Annotated in this window: 20 protein-coding genes; 10 read left to right on the top strand and 10 right to left on the bottom strand. The window is 71.6% G+C overall.

Annotation, left to right across the window (positions count from 1 at the left end; all coding sequences use genetic code 11):
* Positions 1-27: 27 nt before the first annotated feature.
* Together LXT23_RS37355 and LXT23_RS37360 are read left to right on the top strand one after the other, a co-directional pair.
* Positions 28-693 (top strand): suppressor of fused domain protein, encoded by a 666-nt coding sequence (locus tag LXT23_RS37355; protein ID WP_253985206.1) that lies wholly within the window; start codon positions 28-30, stop codon positions 691-693.
* A gap of 10 nt (positions 694-703) precedes the next feature.
* Positions 704-1,129 carry a hypothetical protein gene (locus LXT23_RS37360; RefSeq protein WP_253985207.1) on the top strand — a complete coding sequence of 142 codons (426 nt, stop codon included), beginning with the start codon at positions 704-706 and terminating at the stop codon, positions 1,127-1,129.
* 6 nt (positions 1,130-1,135) lie between these two features.
* Here LXT23_RS37360 and LXT23_RS37365 read toward each other — a convergent pair whose 3' ends face one another.
* Positions 1,136-1,807: an NAD(P)-binding oxidoreductase gene (locus LXT23_RS37365; protein ID WP_253985208.1), complete on the bottom strand. Its 672-nt coding sequence runs from the start codon at positions 1,805-1,807 to the stop codon at positions 1,136-1,138.
* Between the two features lie 72 nt (positions 1,808-1,879).
* The gene (locus LXT23_RS37370) at positions 1,880-3,088 is read right to left on the bottom strand and encodes a phospholipase D-like domain-containing protein (protein ID WP_253985209.1); all 1,209 of its coding nucleotides are present in this window, start codon (positions 3,086-3,088) and stop codon (positions 1,880-1,882) included.
* A gap of 173 nt (positions 3,089-3,261) precedes the next feature.
* Between LXT23_RS37370 and LXT23_RS37375 the strand changes: the two genes are divergently transcribed.
* The 8 genes from LXT23_RS37375 to LXT23_RS37415 all read left to right on the top strand — a co-directional run bounded on the left by LXT23_RS37375 (position 3,262) and on the right by LXT23_RS37415 (position 11,709).
* Complete coding sequence (locus tag LXT23_RS37375; protein ID WP_253985210.1) at positions 3,262-3,804, top strand: TIGR02265 family protein; 543 nt, start codon at positions 3,262-3,264, stop codon at positions 3,802-3,804.
* Between the two features lie 43 nt (positions 3,805-3,847).
* Positions 3,848-4,507 (top strand): exopolysaccharide biosynthesis protein, encoded by a 660-nt coding sequence (locus LXT23_RS37380; RefSeq protein ID WP_253985211.1) that lies wholly within the window; start codon positions 3,848-3,850, stop codon positions 4,505-4,507.
* Positions 4,508-4,665: 158 nt separating this feature from the next.
* On the top strand, positions 4,666-8,208 hold the full coding sequence (locus tag LXT23_RS37385; protein WP_253985212.1) for a serine/threonine-protein kinase: 3,543 nt from the start codon (positions 4,666-4,668) through the stop codon (positions 8,206-8,208).
* A complete protein-coding gene (locus LXT23_RS37390) occupies positions 8,205-9,074 on the top strand; it encodes a class I SAM-dependent methyltransferase (RefSeq protein WP_253985213.1) in 870 nt (289 codons plus the stop codon). The genes LXT23_RS37385 and LXT23_RS37390 overlap by 4 nt, the downstream gene beginning before the upstream one ends.
* 141 nt (positions 9,075-9,215) lie before the next feature.
* On the top strand, positions 9,216-9,905 hold the full coding sequence (locus LXT23_RS37395; protein ID WP_253985214.1) for a 2OG-Fe(II) oxygenase: 690 nt from the start codon (positions 9,216-9,218) through the stop codon (positions 9,903-9,905).
* 84 nt (positions 9,906-9,989) lie between these two features.
* Positions 9,990-10,370 carry a hypothetical protein gene (locus tag LXT23_RS37400; RefSeq protein ID WP_253985215.1) on the top strand — a complete coding sequence of 127 codons (381 nt, stop codon included), beginning with the start codon at positions 9,990-9,992 and terminating at the stop codon, positions 10,368-10,370.
* A 12-nt stretch (positions 10,371-10,382) separates the two neighbouring features.
* On the top strand, positions 10,383-10,895 hold the full coding sequence (locus LXT23_RS37405; protein WP_253985360.1) for a hypothetical protein: 513 nt from the start codon (positions 10,383-10,385) through the stop codon (positions 10,893-10,895).
* A gap of 394 nt (positions 10,896-11,289) precedes the next feature.
* A complete protein-coding gene (locus LXT23_RS37415) occupies positions 11,290-11,709 on the top strand; it encodes a hypothetical protein (protein ID WP_253985216.1) in 420 nt (139 codons plus the stop codon).
* Between the two features lie 45 nt (positions 11,710-11,754).
* On the opposite strand, the gene LXT23_RS37420 is transcribed toward LXT23_RS37415, so the two are convergent.
* The 8 genes from LXT23_RS37420 to LXT23_RS37455 form a co-directional block, all read right to left on the bottom strand.
* On the bottom strand, positions 11,755-12,084 hold the full coding sequence (locus LXT23_RS37420; protein ID WP_253985217.1) for a hypothetical protein: 330 nt from the start codon (positions 12,082-12,084) through the stop codon (positions 11,755-11,757).
* Positions 12,085-12,114: 30 nt separating this feature from the next.
* A complete protein-coding gene (locus LXT23_RS37425) occupies positions 12,115-12,945 on the bottom strand; it encodes an SDR family NAD(P)-dependent oxidoreductase (RefSeq protein WP_253985218.1) in 831 nt (276 codons plus the stop codon).
* 34 nt (positions 12,946-12,979) lie between these two features.
* Complete coding sequence (locus LXT23_RS37430) at positions 12,980-13,726, bottom strand: lysophospholipid acyltransferase family protein (protein ID WP_253985219.1); 747 nt, start codon at positions 13,724-13,726, stop codon at positions 12,980-12,982.
* Positions 13,723-14,691: a 3-oxoacyl-ACP synthase III family protein gene (locus LXT23_RS37435; RefSeq protein WP_253985220.1), complete on the bottom strand. Its 969-nt coding sequence runs from the start codon at positions 14,689-14,691 to the stop codon at positions 13,723-13,725. Before LXT23_RS37435 ends, LXT23_RS37430 begins: the two co-directional genes overlap by 4 nt.
* Positions 14,688-16,601, bottom strand: coding sequence for a cyclic nucleotide-binding and patatin-like phospholipase domain-containing protein (locus LXT23_RS37440; RefSeq protein ID WP_253985221.1), 1,914 nt, complete (start codon positions 16,599-16,601; stop codon positions 14,688-14,690). Before LXT23_RS37440 ends, LXT23_RS37435 begins: the two co-directional genes overlap by 4 nt.
* A 98-nt stretch (positions 16,602-16,699) precedes the next feature.
* Positions 16,700-19,873: an efflux RND transporter permease subunit gene (locus tag LXT23_RS37445; RefSeq protein WP_253985222.1), complete on the bottom strand. Its 3,174-nt coding sequence runs from the start codon at positions 19,871-19,873 to the stop codon at positions 16,700-16,702.
* Positions 19,874-19,882: 9 nt separating this feature from the next.
* The gene (locus LXT23_RS37450) at positions 19,883-21,058 is read right to left on the bottom strand and encodes an efflux RND transporter periplasmic adaptor subunit (protein ID WP_253985223.1); all 1,176 of its coding nucleotides are present in this window, start codon (positions 21,056-21,058) and stop codon (positions 19,883-19,885) included.
* Entirely contained in the window at positions 21,046-22,476 is a 1,431-nt protein-coding gene (locus LXT23_RS37455) for a TolC family protein (RefSeq protein WP_253985224.1), read from the bottom strand. The genes LXT23_RS37450 and LXT23_RS37455 overlap by 13 nt, the downstream gene beginning before the upstream one ends.
* Positions 22,477-22,478 lie beyond the last annotated feature (2 nt).

Genomic DNA, 22,478 nt, shown 5'->3' on the forward strand with positions numbered 1-22,478 from the left:
CACCACCCGCCGGCGGAGACTGCCGGCATGCATGACGAACTCCTGAGTCAGGTCTGCGACGCGCGCGAGAAGGTGTACCGGACCCTCGGTGAGCTGGATGGCGACGTGATGACGCCCCTCATCAACCCCGCCTTCATGGGCGGCCCCCGCTGGCCGAGCCTCCGCCAGGGCTGGCGCATCATCCGGCGTGGCGGCACCACGCTGATGGTGAGCGATGGTCTGTCGGACCCGTTCGACGACGAGGAGGCGCCCTCGGTGGGCTTCGGCCTGGAGCTCATCATCGAGACGGACGAGCCCCTCGACGGCAACGTCGCCGCGAGCTGGCCCTTCCAGCTGGTGACGGGCATGTCCCAGTACGCCGCGAGCACGGGCCGCATGCTCGAGCTCCTCGAGCGGTACGGCGCCATCTCCTCGGAGCTCCCCATGAGCGGGCTGTCCGAGGAGCAGGAAGCGCGGTGGCTGAACGACGCGCAGCGCGTGGGCATCATCATCGGCGTGCCGGCGAAGACGCTGCCCTCCATCATTCCCACGCCCGCAGGTGACGTGCGGCTGGCGACGGTGAAGCCGCTGCTCCGGGAGGAGCTGGAATACCTCATCAAGAACGGCGGCGCGGGCCGCACGGAGCTGGCGAACCGCTTCGCCGCGCTCCCCGACGGCCACGTGGCCCGGCTCAACCGCTCGTCGGGGCTCTGAGCCCGCCCGCATGTCACGTCGCAAGTGGTGGGGCTGGGGCGCGGTGCTCGCGGTGCTGACGTGTCTGGGCTGCTCCGGCCTGCTGTGGAGCATGGCCTCCACGGGCTTCCTGGGCACGGACAAGGCCGAGAGCGACTTCTCACCCGAAGCCCAGCGGAGGCTGCTCGACACCTTCTCCCCGGTGCCCGTGCCCGCGAGCGCCACGGACGTGCGCATCCGCTACCAGGGCTTCCAGGACTGGCACCTGGACCTGTCCTTCACGCTGCCACCCGAGGACTTCGACGCCTACGTGGCGCAGCTCACCCCGAGCCAGGGCCCGCCCGACACGTACGAGGGCCGCACCCGGCTCGCGGACGGAGGCTTCGCCGCGGACGCCAGCTCCATCACCGTGGACCGGGCGAGCCGGCGCGTGACGCTCACTGCGTCGACCCGGTGACCGGGCTCACGCCCCCGAGGGCGGCTGGACGCCCGTCGCCGCCACCTCCGCCCAGAGGCTGTCTCCCTCCAGCACCGCATTGAGCGGCGCGCGCTGCTCGGCCACGCGCAGCAGCACGGCGGCCAGCTGCTCCAGGTGGATGGGCCGCAGGTTCCGCAGCGGCTTCAGGCGGGACAGGGTGTGAAGCAGCCCGGGCGGCCGGTGGTACTCGCCCTCGAAGGCGGGCGGGCGCACCACCGTCCAGGCCAGGCCGCTCTCGCGCACCAGCCGCTCCGCCTCCGCCTTGGCCTTCAGGTACGCGCCCATCGGCCGGCCCGCACCCACGGAGCTGAGCAGCACCACGTGGTCCACGCCGGCCCGCTTCGCTGCCTCCACCAGCTGCCGCGTGGTGCCGATGTCACTCGTCTCGTACGTGTCGCCCGAGGCGAAGCGCTTGCGCATGGTGCCGATGAGCTGCAGCACCGTGGTGCTCCCGCGCATCGCCTCCACCAGCGCCTCGCTGTCCCCCAGCTCCAGCACCGCCTTGCGAGGCCAGCTCCGGGCCGGCTCCTCTTGCGCGCTCTTCGGGCGCACGTGCGCAATCACAGACACCCCGCGCGCCAGCCCCTGACGCATCAGCGTGCGCCCGGTGGCGCCCGTGGCTCCTGCAACGAACAGCTGACGCGGCGGCGTGCTCATGGTCGGACTCCGGAGAGAGAAGAGGCGCGGCCTTTCGAAGCAAGCACACCCGCGCCCCGGGGAACAGGCCGTTCAGCGCACGGCCTGTTCGGCACGCACTTCCTTCGCGTGCTTCAGGTCCTCCAGGAAGAACGCCTCCATGCTCTTCGCGGCCTCGTCGTCCTCCAGCACCAGCGAGCCCTCCTCCAGCAGGTTGAAGGACAGCGGGTCGTAGTTGATGGAGCCCACCAGGACGAGCCGGTCATCCACGAGCATCGTCTTGGCGTGCATCATCGCCGGCTGGTACTCCCAGATGCGCACGCCCGCCGCCAGCAGCTCGTCGTACTCCGCGCGCTGGGCCACGGTGATGAACTTCTGGTCGTTCAAGTCCCCCGGCGCCAGCACGCGCACGTCCACCCCGGCGCGGGCCCGCTCCGCGAGCTGCTTCGCCAGCGCGTCATTGGGCGTGAAGTACGACTGGGCAATCCACAGCCGCTTCTGCGCCGCGCGCACCATGAGCTGCGTGAGCCGCTCGGCTCGAGTCACCTCCGGGTTGGCGGTGCTGCCCACGAAGGCCGCCCAGCCCTCGCCCGCGCCGTCCAGGCCGGGGATGGGCGCCGTCAGCGTGGGGAAGTCGCTCGCGGGCAGCATCTCCCCGCTGGCCTCCTGCCAGTTCTCCGCGAAGGCCTGCTGCATCTGCTCCACCACCGGGCCCTCCACCCGCGCGTTGGTGTCGCGGTACTCCTTCTCCGCCAGGCCGTTGCCCAGCCACTCGTCCTGGATGGCCAGGCCGCCCGTGACGGCGAAGCGCCCGTCCACGATGAGCAGCTTGCGGTGGTTGCGCGCCAGGTTCTCGTCGGCGGGCAGCGGGCGGAACAGGTGCGCGCGGCAGCCGGCCGCCTCCAGCTTCGGCTTCACCGTCTCCTCGAAGTTGGGGCTGCCCAGCGGGTCCACCAGCACGCGGCACGCCACGCCAGCCCGGGCACGCTCGGACAGCACCGCGAGCAGCTTGTCCGACGCGCGCCCCGGCCTCCAGATGAACATCACGACGTGGATGGAGGAGCGCGCCCGCTTCATCTCCGCGGCCATGACATCGAAGACGGCGCCGTTGTTGGCCCAGCGGATGCGGTTGCCCGGCACCATCCGCACGCCCACCGTCTGGTAGAGCGCCACCGCCAGCCCCGGGCCGTGCGAGCGCACCTCACCCTTGAGCTGGAACGGCTTCGGCCGCTCCTTCGTGCATCCAGCGGCACACCCCGCCGTCACCACCGCCGCCACCGCCAGTGCCAGCCATCGACGCATGCGCCCCCCTCAGGCTTCGGAACTAGGTACCCGGGCGCGGCGCGTCACCCTGTAGTACAGGGCCTCTGTCGCCTGACGGAGGCCCGGATGTGTCCTGGTGGACGTTCCGCGGCGGCACGGACGGCTACCTGTCCGATTGAGGGACTGCCCGCCGCCCGCTACCATGCGCCGGCTTGGAAAATCCAGAACCCCTCGTATTCCAGCAAAGCTTTGAAGGTCTCATCCGCGCGCTGGGCGACCAGCTCGACGACCGCTGCGCGGGACGCCTGCGGCAGGTGGGGGTCAACGCGAAGGGCTCGCTCGCGCCGGCCTACCCGCTGGACGTGTGGGTGGGCGCGCTGCGGGTGGCCGCGGACACGCTCGCGCCCCAGGCACCGCTGGACGAGGGCGCCGCCGTGGTGGGGCGCCGCTTCGTGCAGGGCTTCAGCTCCACGCTCATCGGCAACGCGCTGCTGGCCACCGTCCGCCTGCTGGGGCCGGAGCGCATGCTGGCGCGGATGACGCGCAACCTGCGCACGGGCACCAACTACCTGGAAGCGAGCATGGCCCAGGTGGGCCCCACGCGGTACGAGCTGACGTGCCGGCCGGTGGTGGTGGCGGGCTTCTACGTGGGCGTCTTCATGGCGGGCCTGGAGGCGAGCGGCGCCCGGCAGCCTTCTGTACAGATTGTCCGGCGGGAGGGCGAGGAAGCGGTGTACGACATCGCCTGGAGCTGAGCATGTGACGACGGGCCGTGGTAGTCACTGGCGCCGCATGTCCATGTCCTCTCCCTCGTCCTCCTCGTCCACTGGCTTCTCGGACACCCGCGTCCAGCTCTCCGGCACGCTGCGCGCCCTGGCCGCCCAGCTGCCCGAGTCGCTCACCGTGCGTGAGCTGATGCAGGCCTGTGGCGAGCAGGGGCTGCTGCTCTTCTGCTGCATCCTCACGTTCCCCTTCCTGCTGCCGGTGTCGATTCCGGGCGTGTCCACGGTGTTCGGCGCGCTCATCGTCCTCATCGGCGTGGGCGTGACGTTCAACCGCATGCCCTGGCTGCCGCGGAAGCTGCTGGACAAGCCCCTCACGCGCGCCAGCCTCGCCCCCGCGCTGGACAAGGGCGCCGACGTCTTCTCCAAGTACGTGGACCGGCTGAGCAAGCCGCGCCTGCTGGCGCTCACCCACGGCTCCAGCACCAACCGCTTCAACGGCTTCATGCTCTTCGCGGCCGGCATCCTGCTCATGGCCCCGTTCGGCTTCGTGCCCTTCAGCAACACGCTGCCCGCGCTCGCGGCCCTGTTCTTCGCCATCGGCATCCTGCAGCGCGACGGCTACTTCATCCTCATGGGCCACGGGATGACGCTGGGCACGCTGGTCTACTTCAGCGCCCTCATCTACGGCGCCATCCAGGGCGGTCGCGGCCTGGCCAGCCTCATCGGCGGCTGAGCCTCCGCCCGGTGGCCGAGGGGGTCGTAGCTACCCACCCACGCCGGGCGCGCCGGTCTGTTGCATCCCTGTTTCCTGGCAGCAGACCGGGCAGGGAGCCGGGTTTCCTTCGGACGTGTCGCGATTGGGTCTGTATCATGTGGGGCGGGCGGCCCCCCATGCGACAACTCTCTCTCGACAGCCAGCTCCGGCCGGAGGACTCGGCGCGTCGTCCCATGGAGGGCGAGGTGATTGGCGGGCGCTACCGCATCATCGACTTCCTGGGCCGCGGCGGCGCGGGCACCGTGTGGCGGGCGCAGGACCTGCTCTCCGGCCCTGTCGCGCTGAAGGTGCTGCACCGCACGCTGGAGGACCTGGCGCGGCTGCCGCCGAGCGCGGGCACCCCGTCCTCCGCCGCGCGCCATGAGCTGGCGCTGTCGCTGGCCCACGAGTTCCAGACGCTCGCGTCGGTGCGCCACCCGCATGTCATCAGCGTGCTCGACTACGGCTTCGACGCCGAGCGCCGGCCGTACCTGGCCATGGACCTGCTCGAGGACGCCGAGCACCTGGTGCAGGCCGGCGCCGGGCAGCCGCTGCCCGTGCAGGTGGACCTGCTCATCCAGACACTGACGGCGCTCGCGTACCTGCACCGGCGCGGCATCATCCACAGGGACTTGAAGCCGGCCAACGTGCTCGTCGCGCACGGGCAGGTGAAGGTGCTGGACTTCGGCCTGGCCGTCGGGCGCGACCACGTGCACCGCGCGCAGCCCGCGGGCACGCCGGGCTACCTGGCGCCGGAGCTCTTCGAGGACCAGCCGCCCTCGGAGGTGACGGACCTCTTCAGCGTGGGCGCCATGGCGTGCCAGATGATGTTCAACCGGCTGCCCCATGCGGGATACGTGGACGCGCCGCCCGGCTTCCCGCCCGCGCTCAAGGCGGTGCTGGAGCGGCTGGTGTCGCCGGACGCGCGCAAGCGGCCGCGCGGTGCGGACGAGGTGATTGCCGCGCTCTGTGCCGCCACCGGCCAGCCCGTGCCGCAGGAGTCTCCCGCCGCGCGCGAGAGCTTCCTGCAGGCCGCGCGCTACGTGGGCCGCGCCCGGGAGCAGGCCCGGCTGGCCGGCGTGCTGGAGGCGACGCGGCGGGGCCACGGTGGCGCGTGGCTGGTGGGCGGCGAGAGCGGCGTGGGCAAGTCGCGGCTCCTCGAGGAGCTGCGCGCGCTGGCGCTGGTGCGGGGCGCGGCGGTGCTGCGGGGCCAGTCGGTGCCCGCCGGCGGCAGCCCGTACCAGGAGTGGCGCCCGGTGCTGCGCTGGCTGTCCATCCTCACGCCGCTGGAGGAGCGCGAGGCCAGCGTCCTCAAGCCGCTGGTGCCGGACATCGAGGCGCTGCTGGGCCGGCCCGTGCCGGACCCCGCCGAGCTGGGCGCGGAGATGGCCCAGGCCCGGCTGCTGCAGGTGGTGGAGGACGTCTTCTCCCGGCTGGCGCAGCCCACCGTGGTCATCCTGGAGGACCTGCACTGGGCACGCGGCGAGTCGCTGCACCTGCTCTCCCGCCTCGCCGCGCACGCGTCCGGCCTGAAGCTGCTGCTGCTGGGCAGCTTCCGCGACGACGAGGCCCCCGCGCTCCCGTCCGAGCTGCCCGGCATGGAGCTGCTGCGGCTGCCCCGGCTGGACGCGGCCGAAATCTCCGTCCTCAGCCAGTCGATGATTGGCGCGCCCGGGGCCCGGCCGCACCTGGTGGAGCTGCTGCGCCGCGAGACGGAGGGCAACCCCTTCTTCCTCGTGGAGGTGGTGCGTGCGCTCGCGGAGGAGGCGGGCGGGTTGGACCGGCTGGGGGACATGGCGCTGCCGGAGCGCGTCTTCGCGGGCGGCGTGCGCAGGCTGGTGAACCGGCGGCTGGAGAAGGTGCCCGCGTCGTCCCGGGATTTGCTCCGGGTGGCCGCCATCTACGGCCGGCACATCGACGCGGCGTTGTTGCGGCAGGCGGCGCCCGGGGTGGACGTGGAGCGCTGGCTGACGGACTGCGCGGCGGCGGCGGTGCTGGACGTGGCGGACGGGCGCTGGCGCTTCGCGCACGACAAGCTGCGCGAGGGCGTACTGGAGGAGCTGAGCGAGGCCGAGCGGCCCGGCCTGCACCGCCGCGTGGCGGAGGCGATGGAGGCGGCGCACGCGGCGGGCTCGGAGTGGACGGCGGCGCTCTGCTACCACTGGGGCGCGGCGGGAGACGAGGTGCGCGAGGCGGAGTACGCGCGCCGTGCCGGCGAGGAGGCGCTGCGGGTGGGCGCGTGCCGCGAGGCGGTGCCGTTCCTGGCTCGCGCGCTGGAGCGGGTGTCCGCGCGCGGGGGGGACGCGCTGGCGCTGGGCCACCTGGAGTCGCTGCTGGCGGAGGCGCGCTTCCAGCTGGGGGAGCTGCAGTCCTTCCGCACGCACGCCGAGCGCGCGCTGAGGCACTTCGGCTGGCCGGTGCCTTCCAGCCGCGTGGGCTGGGCGCTGGGCACGCTGGGGCAGATGGTGCTGCGGCTGGCGCAGAGCGCGCGGCCGGATGCGTACGACGAGGAGACGGAGGAGCGGCGGCGGGTGCGGCGGGTGGCGGGGCGGCTCTTGATGCGGCTCACCGACGCGTTCATCTACTCGCAGGAGGCGCTGCCGGTGCTCTGGTCGGGCCTGCGCACGCTGAACCTGTGCGAGCCCGCGGGCGCGTCTCCGGAGCTGGCGCGGGGCTACACCAACATGGCGGTGGTGGCGGGCACGGTGCCGGTGCGTCCGGTGGCGGAGGCATGGGTGGGCCGCGCGCGCGACGTGGCCGAGCGGGTGGGCAACCCCGCGGACCTGGCCTACGTGCTGAACCGCAACGCCGTGTACGCCGCGTACGTGGCGCGGTGGGCGGACGCGGAGGCGTGGCTGGCCCAGGCCACGAGCATCGTCGACTCGGTGGGAGACCTGCGCCTGGCGGAGGAGTGCCGCGCGCTGCTGACGGTGGTGCAGTGCTACCAGGGGCGGTTCTCCGGGGGCCTGCCGCTGATGGCGTGGCTGGAGGGCTCGGCGCGGCGGCGTGGGGCGCTGCAGACGCAGCACTGGGCACTGCACTACCAGGCGCACATCCACCTGCGGCTGGGCGACCACGTGAAGGCGCGCGCCGCGCTGGAGCAGACGCTGGTGTGGACGGAGTCCCAGGGCGGCCTCACGGACCGCATCATCGTGGAGGGCACGCTGGCGCTCCTGCGGCTGCGCGAGGGTGACACCGGTGGAGCGCGGGTGGCGGCGGAGAAGGCGCTGGTGAAGCTGGCGGCGGGCAAGCCGGTGGCGCACTTCGTCTACTTCGGCGTCATGGCGGTGGCGGAGGTGCTGCTCACGCTGTGGGAGCGCGACGGCGGAGTGGACGCGTCGCTGACGGCCAGCGCGAGGGAGGCCCGCCGGCAGGTGGCCACGTTCGCGAAGGTGTTCCCATTCGGCCAGGCGGCCGCGCTGCTGTGGCGCGGGTGCGAGGCGTGGCTGTCGGGAGACGCGCCGGACGCGTACGAGGCGTGGCGGCGGTGCGTCACCGTGGCGGCGAAGAAGGGCACGGCCTACGAGGAGGGCCGGGCGCGGCTGGAGCTGGCGCGGCACCTGCCTCCGGACGACCCGGCGCGGCGGACGCATGCGCTGCGCGCGGTGGAGGTGTTCACGGAGCTCGGCACCCGGGACGAGCTGGCCTGGGCGCGGGCGGAGGCGGACCTGGGTACATGAGTGGAGTGGCGGCGGGTGATGTGGCGCGGCTGGCCTGTCTGGCCTGTGGCGAGACGCTGGTGTTTCACGGGCAGGAGGAGCGTGGGCACATCGCCCACGGCTGGCTTCGCTGTGTCGGCTGTGGCGAGTCCTGGCGGGTGCGGCGGGGGCTGGCGCGGCTGTACCGCGAGGACGCGGTGCGCGGCACGGACCGGCTGATGCGCGTCATCTACGACGGGCTGCCGGCGCTGCATGACCCGCTGACGGCGGTGTTGACGCCGGTGCTCCAGTCCGTCACCGAGACTCGGATGCGCGAGCGGTACCTTCGCCGGCTGGAGCTGGACGCGCTGCGGCCGCGCGAGGACGGGCAGCCGGTGCGGGTGCTGGAGGTGGGAGTGGGCTCGGGGGCGAACCTGCCGCTCCTGCGCCGGGCGCTGCCGGGCGGGCTGGATGTCGAGGTGTGGGGCGTGGACCTGAGCGAGGGCATGCTGAAGCACTGCCGGCGGCGGGTGCGGCGCGGGGCGTATTCCAACGTGCGGCTGATGATGGCGGACGCGCACGCGCTGCCGTTTCCGGACGGGACGTTCGACCGGGTGCTGCACGTGGGAGGGATTGGCGGGTACCGCGAGCCGGCGAAGGCGCTGGCGGAGATGGCGCGAGTGGCCCGGCGCGGGACGCCGCTGGTGGTGGTGGACGAGCAGCTGGACCCGTCCGTCCGTCCCTCGCTGCTCCAGCGTGCGGCGTTCCGGGCGCTGACCTTCTACTCGAAGGACCCGCACTGTCCCCGGGAGCTGCTGCCCCTGGGGGCCACGGGCGTCACCGAGGAGCAGGTGGCGCCGTTCTACTACTGCCTCTCGTTCCGCATGCCGGCGTCGCGCGAGGCGTGAGGTCGTCGCAACTTCCGGGTCGCCCCCGTGGGACGGATGCGGCATCTCCCACGGTAGGAACTCGAAAGGGAGCGCCTCATGGTTTCCGGAGCAGGCACCGCCGCTGTTCGCCGTCGCAAGGCTCCTGGCCTTCTGGAGCGGGTGGCGTCGCTCGACTGGGAGCGCATCGCGGCGGACCTGGACACGCACGGCTGTGCGACCGTGGGCGGGCTGCTCTCGCCAGCGGAGTGTCTGGGATTGGCGGAAGGCTATCCAACGGACGCGCTGTTCCGCAGCCGGGTGGTCATGGCGCGGCACGGCTTCGGGCGTGGGGAGTACAAGTACTTCGCCTACCCGCTGCCCGAGGTCGTCTCGCAGCTCCGCACGGCGCTGTACGCGCCGCTGGTGGGCATCGCGAACCGCTGGAACGAGGCGATGGGCCTCGAGGTGCGCTACCCGGAAGAGCACGCGACGTTCCTCGAGCGCTGCCACGAGGCCGGGCAGACGCGGCCGACGCCGCTGCTCCTGCGCTACGGCGAGGGCGACTACAACTGCCTGCACCAGGACCTGTACGGGGAGCACGTGTTCCCGCTGCAGGTCGCCTTCCTGCTGTCAGCGCCAGGGCAGGACTTCACGGGTGGCGAGTTCGTGCTCACGGAGCAGCGGCCCCGCATGCAGTCCCGCGCGGAGGTGGTGCCGCTGGGGCAGGGTGACGGCGTCATCTTCCCGGTGCACCACCGGCCGGTGAAGGGAACGCGTGGGTACTACCGCGTCAACATGCGACACGGGGTGAGTCGGTTGCGCTCCGGCCAGCGCCACACGGTGGGCATCATCTTCCACGACGCGCGATGACGCGGTCGCGAAGGAATTCCGACACGCCCGTTTTCCTCCGCGACCGCCTCCGATTTCCGGGCGCGGCTCGGGGAGGTTGCGCACATGAAGCTCGCGAAGCTGGCGATGGTTCTCCCGCTGTTGGCACTCGCGCCCGCGGTGGCGCAGGCGGGAGGGAAGTGCACGTCCCCGGTGACGGTGGATGCGACGAACCGGTGGGCGCGTGGCGCGCTGGGCTCGGCGCGCAACAGCACCGATGCCATCCAGAACATCTATTGCACTGTCTATTCCTGGGGCTACGCCTTCTGTAGCGCGAGGGACAGCGCGTCCGTCACTGGGAGCTGCGGCACGAGCGACCCGGTCTACGTCAACATGCTCCAGGCCATGACGTCGGACTCGTACGTGTACTTCGGCTGGGATGCAGCGGGTACCTGCACCAACCTCATCGTCCAGAACTCCTCTTGCCTGGACCCCAAGGGCCCCTGAGTCCTTCCGCCCATGCGCCCGTCATTGGTCGGAGGATGGCTGCTCAGCCTCGCCGTGGCGGGCGTGGGCGGGTATGGCCTGGCCCGGAGCGCTGACGCCGAGCCAGCTCCAGCCGGTCCTACCGTCCAGGAGCAGCTGGAGCTGCAGCATGCCCTGCTCGTGTCGCTGCGCGCCCAGGTGAGCGCGCTGGACCTGAAGCTGGCGGACCTGTCCCGCTCGCGAGCTCCCGTGGTCGTCGCGGCACCCTCGGCCCTCGCCGCCACGGCCCTGGCGAGCGGGGCACCGGCGGCCCCCGATGCGCCGCGAGAGGTTGCTCGGGAGGACGCAGAGGAGCTCCTCGCGAGGGGTGAGGAGGTGGTGGTCTCCGCCCTCGGCACAGGACGCTGGCGTACGGAGGACGTTCTGGCATTGCGAGCCGTGTTGCCCGGAATGCCGAAGGCCCAGCGCGAGGCACTGCTGCGCCGGCTCATCACCGCCCGCAATGAGGGCCGGCTCACGCCTGACGAGGGAGGCCCGCTGTTCTGACTCGAAGTCAGGGCGCGAGGGTGTCCAGGGGAAGACGTCACCGGGGCGGAACCGCCCATCCGCGCAGCGCTGCTTGTACTCCGTGTACATGCGGGGGAAGCGGTCACGGAACTCCGTGGCAATGCCCTTGCCCATGGCGCCCGCGCAGTTGCAGCCATGCGCCAGTCCGTCCAGGCCCGGGTGGTGGAAGAGGTCTCCCTTCAAGAATGAGCTGGGCATCGTCTCGGGCATCTTCCAGCGCTGCATCCATGGATGCAATGGAGCCGTCCTGACTTCAGTCAGCGGGCCGCTTCGTGAGAGGCTGGCGTCCAACATGTAGGTTCGAGGACCAGTACGACCTGGTCATTTCGACACTCAGTCCCGAGCGGGTCTGGGTACCGCCTTCGAGGGATTGATGGACCCCGTTTCAGTGCTGCGCAGCAGGTTGCTTCCGGTCCTCGAGAGGTGGGCAGAAGAGCTGGCGCTCGCCCATCCTGAGATGCAGGTGAAGACCTGGGACTGGACAGTAGGGACGCTGACGGACTGGCAGGGGCACGATTTCGGCATCGATTGCCTCTTGCCAGGCCGGCCCCCCGACGAGTCCGACAGCGTCGCCCTGTCCGTGGCTTTCAAGCACCTGGACCGGGCGCCGCTCATTCATTCGGCAGACGTCGTCTGGGGGCATCCCAGTGGGCAATGTGAAGCGGAGCTGTATGCGGAGCCGGTCGAGTTCTCTGACGCGCAAGTCGAGAGGTTGATGGCGCGACTGCCCGGGTTGTTGACGGCTCTGAAGGTGGCGCTAGACCGAGGACATCCTCCACCTCATCTTCCCTGAGAGTAGGGACATGAGGAGGGACAAGTGGCCAAGTTGTACCAGGGGTCACACCTCCTGGTTCCTGTTCTGGGCCGCGAACCTCGTGCGGATGTAGTCCACTGCGTGTGCAACGAGCGAGCGCACGTCATCGGCCGAGGCCGCAGCAGCAAGTGCATGTGCAGCTTCGAGGCACGCGGAGCCCAGTTCCTCGTCAGGCGGGACTTTCTCGGCAACGGCCGTTGCCTTCACCAGGCTGCGAATCTGCTCGCTGGCAACCCCCTCAAAGCGTTGGGGCCGGACTCGAATCCCGCAACCTCTCCCGAGTCCGTAGATGAGGTGCCGGGCAAAGGCGTAGAGCTCCGGCTCAGACAGCGTCGAAAGGTTGGGTATCTCCATTTTTCAGGTTCGAGCTTTCTGGGACAGCGTCTAGGGGTTGAGCACCAGGTCGATCAGCCTCAGCGTCATCCCGCCGGAGAAGTCAATCGTGGCGCCGTTGAACCAGGCCGCGTCGTCGCCCGCGAGCACGGTGACGAAGCGCGCCACCTCCTCCACGGTGCACATGCGCCCGGCCGGGTTCATCCGCGAGTGCGCCGCCTCCAGCCGTGCCAGCGCCTCCGGCGAGTACACGTGCTTCAGCGCGGGCGTCATCACCGTGCCGAACTTGAGCAGGTTGACCCGGTGCCCCTTCGGCCCCAGCTCCACGGCCAGGTGCCGCACGTACATCTCCAGCGCGGCCTTCGACGCGCTGATGAGCCCCGTGTTGGACAGGTGCGTCACGTCCAGCGGGTTCTGCAACCCCAGCAGCCGGGCCTCCGGCGCCAGCATGTCCCCGTCCACCAGCGCCTGCGCCCAGTACACGAACGAGTGCGCCATGGTGTCGAACGTGCGGCGGATGCGGCGCGCGTGCAGCCGGTCCTCTCCCTCCGTCAGGAACTGCCCCACCGACGCCCCGGCAATGGAGTGGACGAACAGCTTCACGCTGCGAGGCCCGGCCACCTGCCGCAGTGCCTCCACGCCCGCCTCCGCCGCCTCCGGCGTGGACGCGTCCGCCTGCCATGGCACCCAGCGGCGCCCTGTCTGCCGCACGTCGCGCTCTACCTGCACGGCGCTGTCCACATACCGTCCGCGGTGCACTCCAAACACGTCCAGCCCGGGCGTCCGCGCCACCGCTTCTGCAATGGCCGCGCCCGTCCCCGACGACGCCCCGAGGACGAGCGCCCACCGCGCGCCGTCCCCTTCACCCTGCATGCTGCTCATGCCGCGTGTACCTCTTCCCTGTCGCCGCCGTACGTCAGCTCTGAGTTGTTCGTGCTCTGTCGAGTAGCGACTGCACCGCGCCTGCCACTTCCTGATGGACGGCCAGCAGCGCACCCCGGTCGCCCGCGTCGAAGCCGGGAGCCAGGTGGCGCGTCAGGGGCTCGCCCACCCACTGCGTCATCTTCACTGGAAAGGGCAGGGAGAACGGCCATACACCCGTGGCCCCCACGCCCAGCCATAATGGCAGCCTCGCTGGCATTCCCAGACGCCGTCCCAGCGCATAGCCATCATTGAGTCCCAGATAAGCATCATCCATGCCGCTGCCACCCACCGGAACGATGGGCAATCGGTAGCGCACGGCCAATCGCAGATAACCAAGCCGCTCACCCCAGTCCACCCGATAGCGATGGCGGAAGCTCCGGCACCCTTCACGGGTGCCACCTGGCTGCAGCAGCACATGCTCACCGCGCGCCACCGCCTCGGCCAGCCGCGGGTCGTCTCCGGTGACGAAGCCCAGCCCGTCCGCCACCGCGCGCAGGCCCGGAATCCGGTCGAACGCCCCATGTGCCACGCCATGCGGCAGGTAGCCCAGGTGCTCGTGGAGCGTCACCGTCAGCATGCACAGGTCATAGGCCAGCGGCCGCCCGTGGTACCCGACGATGAGCTTCGCCCCTGGACGCAAGAGTGGCTCCAGGTTCACCACCTCGTAGCGGTGGTAGCGGCGCAGCAACCGGAAGGTGGCCAGCCATGCGGCCAGGGGCAACCCGCCCGCCTGGCTCATCCTCCCACCCGGTACAGCACCGCGCCGTGGGCCACGCCCGCGCCCACGCCCACCATGAGAATCCTGTCACCCGGCTTCACCGGCCGCGTGCGCCAGAGCCGGTCCAGGCTGGTGCCCAGCGACGCCGAGCCCACGCTGCCCACCGTGTCCACCACGCGCACGCTGCGCTCGGGTGACACATCCATGGCCTGGAGGATGGCCTCCAGCATGCTGCCGTTCGGCTGGTGCGTCAGCACCCACTCCACCTCGCCGAGCGCCACGCCCGCCTCGTCCAGCGCCGAGCGCGCCGCCCGCAGCAGCGCGTCCAGCGCCACCCGCGTCATCTCCTTGCTGGGAGTGAGGAAGCGCATCCGCTCCAGCGCTCCCGTGGCGTGCGGGTTCTCCAGCACCACGTCCGTGGGCAGCGTGCCGTCGTTGCCGAGGGCCACGCCCAGCACGCCCTCTCCGGGGCGGCCCGTCCCCAGCACCGCCGCCGCCGCCGCGTCGCCCAGCACCAGGTAGGGCCGCGGGTCCTCCGGCGTGGTGGTGCGCGACAGCAGCTCCACCGAGACGATGCCCACCGGCCCCAGCCCCGTCGCCACCGAGCGCGCCGCCAGGTCGAACGCGCTCAGGAAGCCCATGCAGGCGTTGCTCAGGTCCATGGCGTCACAGCTGCCCGAAAGGCCCAGCGCCGCCGCCACGCGGTTGGCGGTGGCCGGCGTGGTGACGTCCCCGCCCATGGACGTCACCAGGAGGATGCGGCGCAGCGCCTTCGCCTCCAGCCCCGCCGCCTCCAGCGCGCCGCGCAGCGCCCCGGCCGCGACGTCCGACGCCTTCGTGCCGGGCGGCGCGAAGTGGCGGGTGCGGATGCCCGTCTTGCGCGCCACCTCCGCGGCATCGCGCCCCACGCGCATGCACAGCTCGGCCGTCGTCACGGCGGGGCCGGGCAGGACGCTCGCGGTGCCGAGGATGCGGACGGGAATCATGCCGCCTGCCTTCCAGCCCGGGCGGCGCCCGCCGTGGCGCGCGTCTTCACCTGCTGCCAGTGGGCCTTCAGCTCCTCCAGCTTCGCCGCCAGCGCCTCGTCCGATGCCGCCCGCTCCAGGATGTCCCGGGCGCGGGTGAAGTCCATGGCCGTCAGCAGCGGCAGCTCCGCGGATTGGATGTCGTAGCTGACGTCCGCCAGCAGCGCCTCCGAGTCCCCGCTGCGGTGCAGCAGCAGCACCCCGCTTGCGACCAGGTCCAGCGCGCGCGTCACCGGGTTGAGGCCGGCGAGGAAGCGGCCCAGCCGCGTCTTCGACATGCGCGGCGTGTCTCGGACGCCGAAGGGGAAGATGTTGCTGGAGAAGATGATGTCGGCGCCGGCGTTCAGCAACACATTGGCGGGGACCATGCTGGTGAAGGCCCCGTCCACGTACCTCGCGGGAGGCAGCACCGTGGGCGCGAAGAGGCCGGGCGCGGAGCCGCTGGCCCGCACGCCCAGTGCCAACGGCCCCTGCTCCAGCGCCACGCAGTCCCCGCTCGTCAGGTCCGTCGTCACCGGCAGGAAGCGGATGGGCAGCTCCTCCAGCGAGGTGTGCCCCAGGTCCTGCGCCACGAAGCGCTCCAGCGAGTACGTCGTGAAGATGGCCCCCGTGGTGGCCAGCGAGAGCTGGCGGTTCACCGCGCGCTCCTCCAGCCTCAGCAGGCCCTCCAGGCCGCTCTTCCCATCCAGCGCGGTGCCGCAGAAGTACGCGCCCACCAGCGAGCCCATGCTGGCGCCGCTGATGAGGTCGATGGGGATGCCCTGGCCCACCAGCCAGCGCAGGATGTGCACGTGGTAGAAGCCCCACACCCCGCCGCCGCCGAGCGCCAGCCCCACGCGCCGCTGGGTGATGGCCCGCGCCCAGCGTGACAGCGCATCCAGCTCCGCGTCGGACAGCTCCAGTGCGTCCAGTGGCCGCGCGTCCACGGGCCGCCCCACCAGCCGCTCCAGGCCCAGCCGCAGCCAGCAGGCCGGCAGCACCCGCGTGTCCGCGGCGGTGCCATCCTGCTGGGGCTGGCCGCCCAGCGGTGCGCCGCGAGATGGGCGCTCGGGGTCGATGACCACCGTGGGCAGCAGCCGGCCCCCGGAGCCGAGCGGAGGCCGCGCGTGCGCCGGGCTCGCCACCAGCCGCACCGTCTTGCCCGGCGTCACCGCCCCGGAGATGGAGCAGCCATCCAGGAAGACGTAGTCCACGTGGTGCTCGAGCGTCAGTCGGTGGAGCACCTCCACGTCCACCCGGCAGGGTGTGCCCGGCGCGGGCTCGGAGAAGGTGGCACGCAGGACGCCGTCCAGGCCCTCCGTCACGAGCGCGTCCGGCCCCGCGCGCAGCAGCAGCACCCGGTCTCCGAAGTCATGGGCGATGACCTTCGCCACCAGCTCGATGAGGGCGGACAGCGGCGCGTCCCGCAGGTCGCTCTCGAACGTGATGACCTCCGCCTGGGCATGCAGCGCCTCGCGGGCGGGGGCTCCCTGCTTCAGCTGCCCCAGGTCCTGCCGCAGCCCCGCGCGCGCGTGCACCACGTCCCACACCCGCTCGCGGGGGAAGAAGAGGCCCCGCGACGGCACCACCGCCCGCGCGGTGACAGCGCTCCGGCCGCCCACCAGCGCCTCCACACCCAGCGGCGTACACGGCCGCAGCGTCAGCAGCAGCTCCTCGCCGCGGCGCACCTCCAGCTCGCCGTCCAGCAGCAGGAAGAAGCCCTCCGACTCCTGGTCCTCCCGGCACAGCACCGCGTCCTGGGCCCAGCGGACCTCCTCGGCCTCGTCCAGCAGTTGCAACAGCACGGTGTTGCTGGTGTGGCGCAGCGCGGGCGCGCGCTTGAGGGCATACAGCCTGCGGCGCTGGTCATCGAGGCGCGAAGAGTTTGGCATTGAGACTTCGAAGGATAACGAAGACTCTCAGCCTCGCGACATTGGGTCGTTCGAGCCCCGGTGTCTGTTTGTGGCAGTCTTTGCAAGGTATCCGTGTTTCACCCGGACTCGGTGGCGTGCGGGCCGCCCGTGGGAGGCGTCGGGTCACCGGGGGGCGTGTGCGCGGGGCGGCCGCGCAGGCGCAGGCGCGTGGCCTCGACGACGACATACAGGACGGGGATGAAGATGAGATTGACGAAGGTGGACAGCAGCATGCCGCCGAAGACGGTGGTGCCCAATGACTTGCGCGCGGAGGCGCCCGCGCCGGAGGCGAGCATCAGCGGCACCACGCCCATGAGGAAGGCGAAGGACGTCATGAGGATGGGGCGCAGGCGCGTCTGGGCGGAGTGGATGGCGGCGTCCACCACGCTGCGCCCCTCGCCGCGGAGCTGCTCGGCGAACTCGACGATGAGGATGGCGTTCTTGCTCGACAGGCCCACCAGCATGACGAGCCCCACCTGGCAGAACACGTCGTTCTGCAGCCCGCGCAGGTTCTGCAGGGCGAGCGCGCCCAGCATGGCCACCGGCACGCCCAGGAGGATGACGGTGGGCAGGGCGAAGCTCTCGTACTGCGCGGCCAGCACCAGGAAGACGAAGACGACGCCCAGGCCGAAGATGAGCATGACGCTGCCACCCGCCTGCTTCTGCTCCTGGGACAGGCCCGTCCACTCGAAGGTGTAGCCCGCGGGCAGGGATTGCCGGGCCACCCGCTCCATTGCCTCCAGCGCCTGTCCGGTGCTGGAGCCCGGCGCCGCCTGTCCATTCAGCCCGGCGGAGCGATAGAGGTTGTAGTGCTGGATGTTCTGCGCGCTGGTGATGGGTCTGACGCGCACCAGGGACTCCAGGGGCACCATCTGCCCCGTCGCCGACTTCACATAGAGGGCATTGATGTCCTGGGGCTCGTTGCGGAAGGGGACGGCGGCCTGCACGTACACGCGGTACACGCGGCTGGCGAAGGTGAAGTCATTGACGTACTGGCTGCCCAGGTACACCTGGAGCGTGGAGAACACCGCGTCCAGCGGTACGCCCAATGCCAGCGCCTTCTCGCGGTCCACCTCCACGTCCAGCAGCGGCGTGTTGGCGGTGTAGGAGGAGAACACGCCGCGCAGCCCCGGGTCCTGGCTGGCCCGCGCCACCAGGGCCTCCGTCGTCTGGGCCAGCTCGGCCAGGGTGCGGTTGCCCTGCTGGTCCTCCAGGACGAACTCGAAGCCGCCCACGCTGCCCACGCCGCGGATGGCGGGAGGCTCGAAGGGCAGCACCCGCGCGCCGCCAATGCCCAGCAGCGGGCCGCGCAGCCGCTCCACGAGTCCCGCCACGCTCTGCTCGCGCTCCTCGCGCTCCTCCCAGGGGCGCAGGTTGACGAAGAGGGTGCCGTAGTTGGCGCCGGTGCCCAGCAGCGAGAAGCCGCCCACGGTGAAGATGTCCTCCACCTCCGGCTGCTTGCGCAGCACGTCCTCCGCCTGGATGAGCACCTGGCGCGTGTAGTCCAGGGACGTGCCCTCCGGGCCCTGCACCGCGACGATGAGGTAGCCCTGGTCCTCGCCCGGGATGAAGCCGGCGGGCGTGGTGCGGTACACCAGCCACGTGGCTCCGAGACACACGACGAAGGCGGCCACCACCGGCCACTTCAGCGGCCCGGTGAGCCGGACGAGCAGCCGTCCGTACGCGTCCCGGAACCTGTCCAGGCCCCTATCGAACAGGCGGAAGACCTTCCACTTCTGGCCCTCGTGGGGGCGCAGCAGGAGGGCGCACAGGGCGGGGGACAGCGTGAGGGCCACCAGCGCGGAGAGGCTGATGGAGAAGGCGAGGGTGAGCGCGAACTGCCGGTAGATGATGCCCGTGGTGCCTGGGAAGAAGGACACGGGGACGAAGACGGCGGACAGCACCAGGGCAATGGCCACCAGCGCGCCGGCCACCTGCTTCATGCCCCGGTGCGTGGCCTCGCGAGCGTCCACGCCGTCCTGCTCCATGGTGCGCTCGACGTTCTCGATGACGATGATGGCGTCGTCCACCACCAGGCCGGTGGCCAGGGTGAGGCCGAACAGCGTCAGCGTGTTGATGGAGAAGCCGAACGCGCTGATGAAGAGGAAGGTGCCCACCAGCGACACAGGCAGCGTCGTGGCCACCACCAGCACGCTGCGCCAGCCGTGGAGGAAGACGAACACCACGAGCACCACCAGGAGGATGGCCTCGCCCAGCGTGACGAGCACCTCTTCAATCGACGCCTGCACCGCCGCCGTGGTGTCGAAGGCGCGCTCGTACGTCATGCCCGGGGGGAAGGTGGCCCGGAGCCGCTCCAGCTCGGCGACGACGCCGTCGCGCACCTCCAGGGCGTTGGAGCCGGGGAGCTGGAAGATGCCCAGGCCCACGGCCTCGCGGCCGTTGAAGCGCAGGAGTTGGCCGTAGTTCTCCGCCCCCAGCTCCGCGCGGCCCACGTCCTTCAGTCGCACCAAGGAGCCGTCCTGCCCGCGCTGCACGACGATGTCACCGAACTGCTCCGCGGTGGTGAGCTGTCCCAGCACACGCACGGTGAACTGGTATGTCTGGCCTGCGGGCGCGGGCTGCTGGCCCACCTGGCCCGCGCCCACCTGGACGTTCTGCGCGCGCAGCGCGTTCACCACGTCCGTCGCGGCCAGGCCCCGGCGTGCCAGCTCGGTGGGGTCCAGCCACAGGCGCATGGCGAAGCGGCGCTCGCCGAAGATGCGCACGTCCCCCACGCCCCTCACGCGCAGCAGCGCGTCGCGGATGTAGACGTCCGCGTAGTTGCTGAGGAAGCCGCGGTCATAGCGGTTCGCCTCGTCATACAGGCCGAAGGCCATCAGCAGCTGCGTCTGGGACTTGTTGACGGTGATGCCCAGTGCGTTGACCTCGGCCGGCAGCTGCGCGGACGCGGTGGAGACGCGGTTCTGCACGTCCACCGCGGCGAGGTCCAAATCCCGCCCCGGCTCGAAGGTGACGGTGATGCTGCTCTGCCCGGTGTTGCTGCTGGTGGAGGAGATGTAGCGCATCCCCTGCACGCCGTTGAGCTGCCGCTCCAGCACGGTGGTGACGGCGCTCTCCACCGTCTCCGCGGACGCGCCGATGTACGTGGCTGACACCTGCACCACCGGCAGCGACAGGTCCGGGTACTGCTCGACGGGCAGCGAGGGGATGGAGATGGCCCCCACCAGCGTGATGATGATGGAGAGGACGCTGGCGAAGACGGGGCGGCGGATGAAGAAGTCCGTGAACATGCGGCTCCCTCACTGTTCCGGCGTCGAGCCGCCACCCGGCGTGCCCTGGGGCCCGCTGCCGCCCACGCCCTGGGTGCCCTGTGCGTCGGCCTTCGCGGCAGTAGGCTGGATGGGCTGTCCGTCGCGCAGGAGCTGGATGCCGCTGACCACCACCCGCGTGCCCGCGTCCAGCCCCCCGGTGACTTCATAGGCATTGCCGGAGACCTGGCCCAGGTTGACGGGAGCGCGCTGTGCCACCGTGCCGCCGTCGGCCTGGCCCACGACGTAGACGAAGGACTGGCTGCTGATGCGCGTCACCGCGAAGGTGGGCACCCGGAGGGCGTCCCGCGTGTCGTACACCACGCGCGAGCGCACGAGCTGCCCTGCCCTCAGGCCCATCGTGTTCTCGAAGGCGGCCTTCACCTCGACGAGCTGGGTGGCGGCGGTAGGCGTCGGCGCGACGAAGAAGACGGGGGCCGTCACCACCACCTTGCCGTCGGCGTCCAGCACCTCCACCGGCGTGGTGCCGGTCTGGATGTCCCGGGCACGCTCCACCGGCACCTCCACGGACACCTCCAGTGCGCGGCTCTGGTCCAGCTGGGTGAGCGGCGTCTGCGGCGTGACGTAGTCGCCGACCTTCACGGGGTAGTTGCCCACCACGCCGGCGAAGGGCGCGCTCACCCGGTAGAAGCCGAGCTGGACCTCCTGTGACTGGAGTTGCGCCTCCACGGCGCGGGCGCTGGCCTCGGCCTGCTCGGCCTGGGCCACGGCCTGGTCATAGTCCTGGCGGCTGAGCAGTCCCTCCTTGAGGAGCTGCTCGCTGCGCTTGCGCGTGCTCTGCGCGAACTCGCGCTGCGCCACCGCGGAGGACTGCTGGGCCTGGGTGGCGCGCAGCCCGGCGCGCTCGCGCCGCGGGTCGACCACCAGCAGCACGTCGCCCTGCTTCACCTGCGCGCCGGGCCGGACGGGAATCTCCTGCACGTAGCCGGCGACCTGGGGGTACACGGTGATGCTGCGGCGGGAGATGAGCGTGGCCAGGTACTCGCTGGTGTCGCGCACCGGCCCGGGCTCCAGCGCCTGCACCTCGACGGACATGGGCCGGTTGGCTCCCGCCTGGCCGCCCTGGGGACCGTCCTCCTGGGAGCCTTTGCACCCCGCCAGCGCCAGGGCCACGAGCCCCGCGCCCCAAGTCCTCACCACTCGCATGATGCCTCCGCAAGGAATGCCCCGACCCGCGCCTGCTCCAGCTCGAACTCACGCACCACCAGCTGCAGCTCCGCCTGCCGCAGCGCCGCCGCCGTCTGGATGAGCTCCAGGCTGGTGCCGGTGCCCACCTCGAAGCTGCGCCGGGTGAGCCTGTCGTTCTCCTCGGCCAGCTCGCGCTCGCGCGAGGCGATGTCGCGGGCCGCCGAGGCCACCTCCACTCCGCGCCGTGCCTGGGCCACCTCCACCGTGGCGCTGCGCTGGAGCTCCACCACGTCCTGCCGCGCCACCTCCGCCTCGGCGCGTGTCTGCCGCAGCCGGCCCTCGCGCGCGCCGCCCTCCCAGAAGGGCAGCACCAGGCTGGCGCCCACGTTCCACGCCGGCACCTCCGCGAAGCCGTCCTCCACTGTGAGCGCCAGCGCCGTGCTGTCCAGCGTCAGCGTGGGTGCGTACTGCGTCTTCACCTCCGTCACCTGCCGCTCGGCCACGGTGAGCCGCGAGCGCGCCGCCGCGAGGTCCGCCCGGCTGTCCAGGTCCGTCAGTTGCTGGCATTCGCGCCGCGCGCTCTCCAGCAGTGCGTCCAGCTGGACGCCGCGCGCCAGCCCCACCGGGCCCGGAGTGCCCAGCACCAGGCCCAGGGACTCGCGGGCCTGCCGCAGCCGCTCGTCCCCCGTCACCACCTGGGTGCGGGCGCTCTCCGCGTCCTGCTGCACGCGGACCACGTCCAGCCGGGTGCCCGCGCCCAGCTCCAGGCGGCGCCGGGCCAGGGCGAGGCGTTCGAGCGCGGTGCGCAGGTTGACGCGGTTGACCTCGGCCAGCCGCTCCTGGGCGGAGACCCGCACCAGCGCCTGCGCGAGCAGCCCGGTGAGCTGGCGCCGCGTCTCCGCCAGGGACAGCGCGGCGGTGCGCTGGGACTCACGCGCGGTGCCCAGCGCGGTGAGGGCCTGGAGGTTGAGCACCGGCACGGACGCGCTCAGGGTGCCGACGAAGGGAGGCGAGGTGGGGCGCAGGCCTTCGCCCCCACTCACTCCGCCTCCCACGCCTCCGCCGCCTCCGCCGAGGAACGTCGTCGCGTCGGGGTCGAGCACGTTGTACTGGGTGGACACCACGCCGGTGAGGCTCGGCAGCAGGCCCGCCAGGGCGATGCGCCGCAGCCCCGCGGCGGACTCCACGCGGGCCAGCGCGGTGCGCAGGTCCGTGGAGCGCTGGCGCAGCAGGCCGAGCGCCTCCTCCCATGACGACACCTGCACGGGCGCGGGAGGAACGGGCTCCAGCAGCGGGTCCGACACCTGGAGCCGTGCGGGGGCGGGCGCCTCGCTGGAGTCGGGCGCGAGCGTCGGCCGCGGCACGGTGACCGCGTCCCCCTGGGCAGGCAGGAGGCCGGACTGCGACAGGACGGCTGCGAGCAGCAGGGCATTCATGG

It is taken from the genome of Pyxidicoccus xibeiensis (genome assembly GCF_024198175.1).
Classification (GTDB): Bacteria; Myxococcota; Myxococcia; order Myxococcales; family Myxococcaceae; genus Myxococcus; species Myxococcus xibeiensis.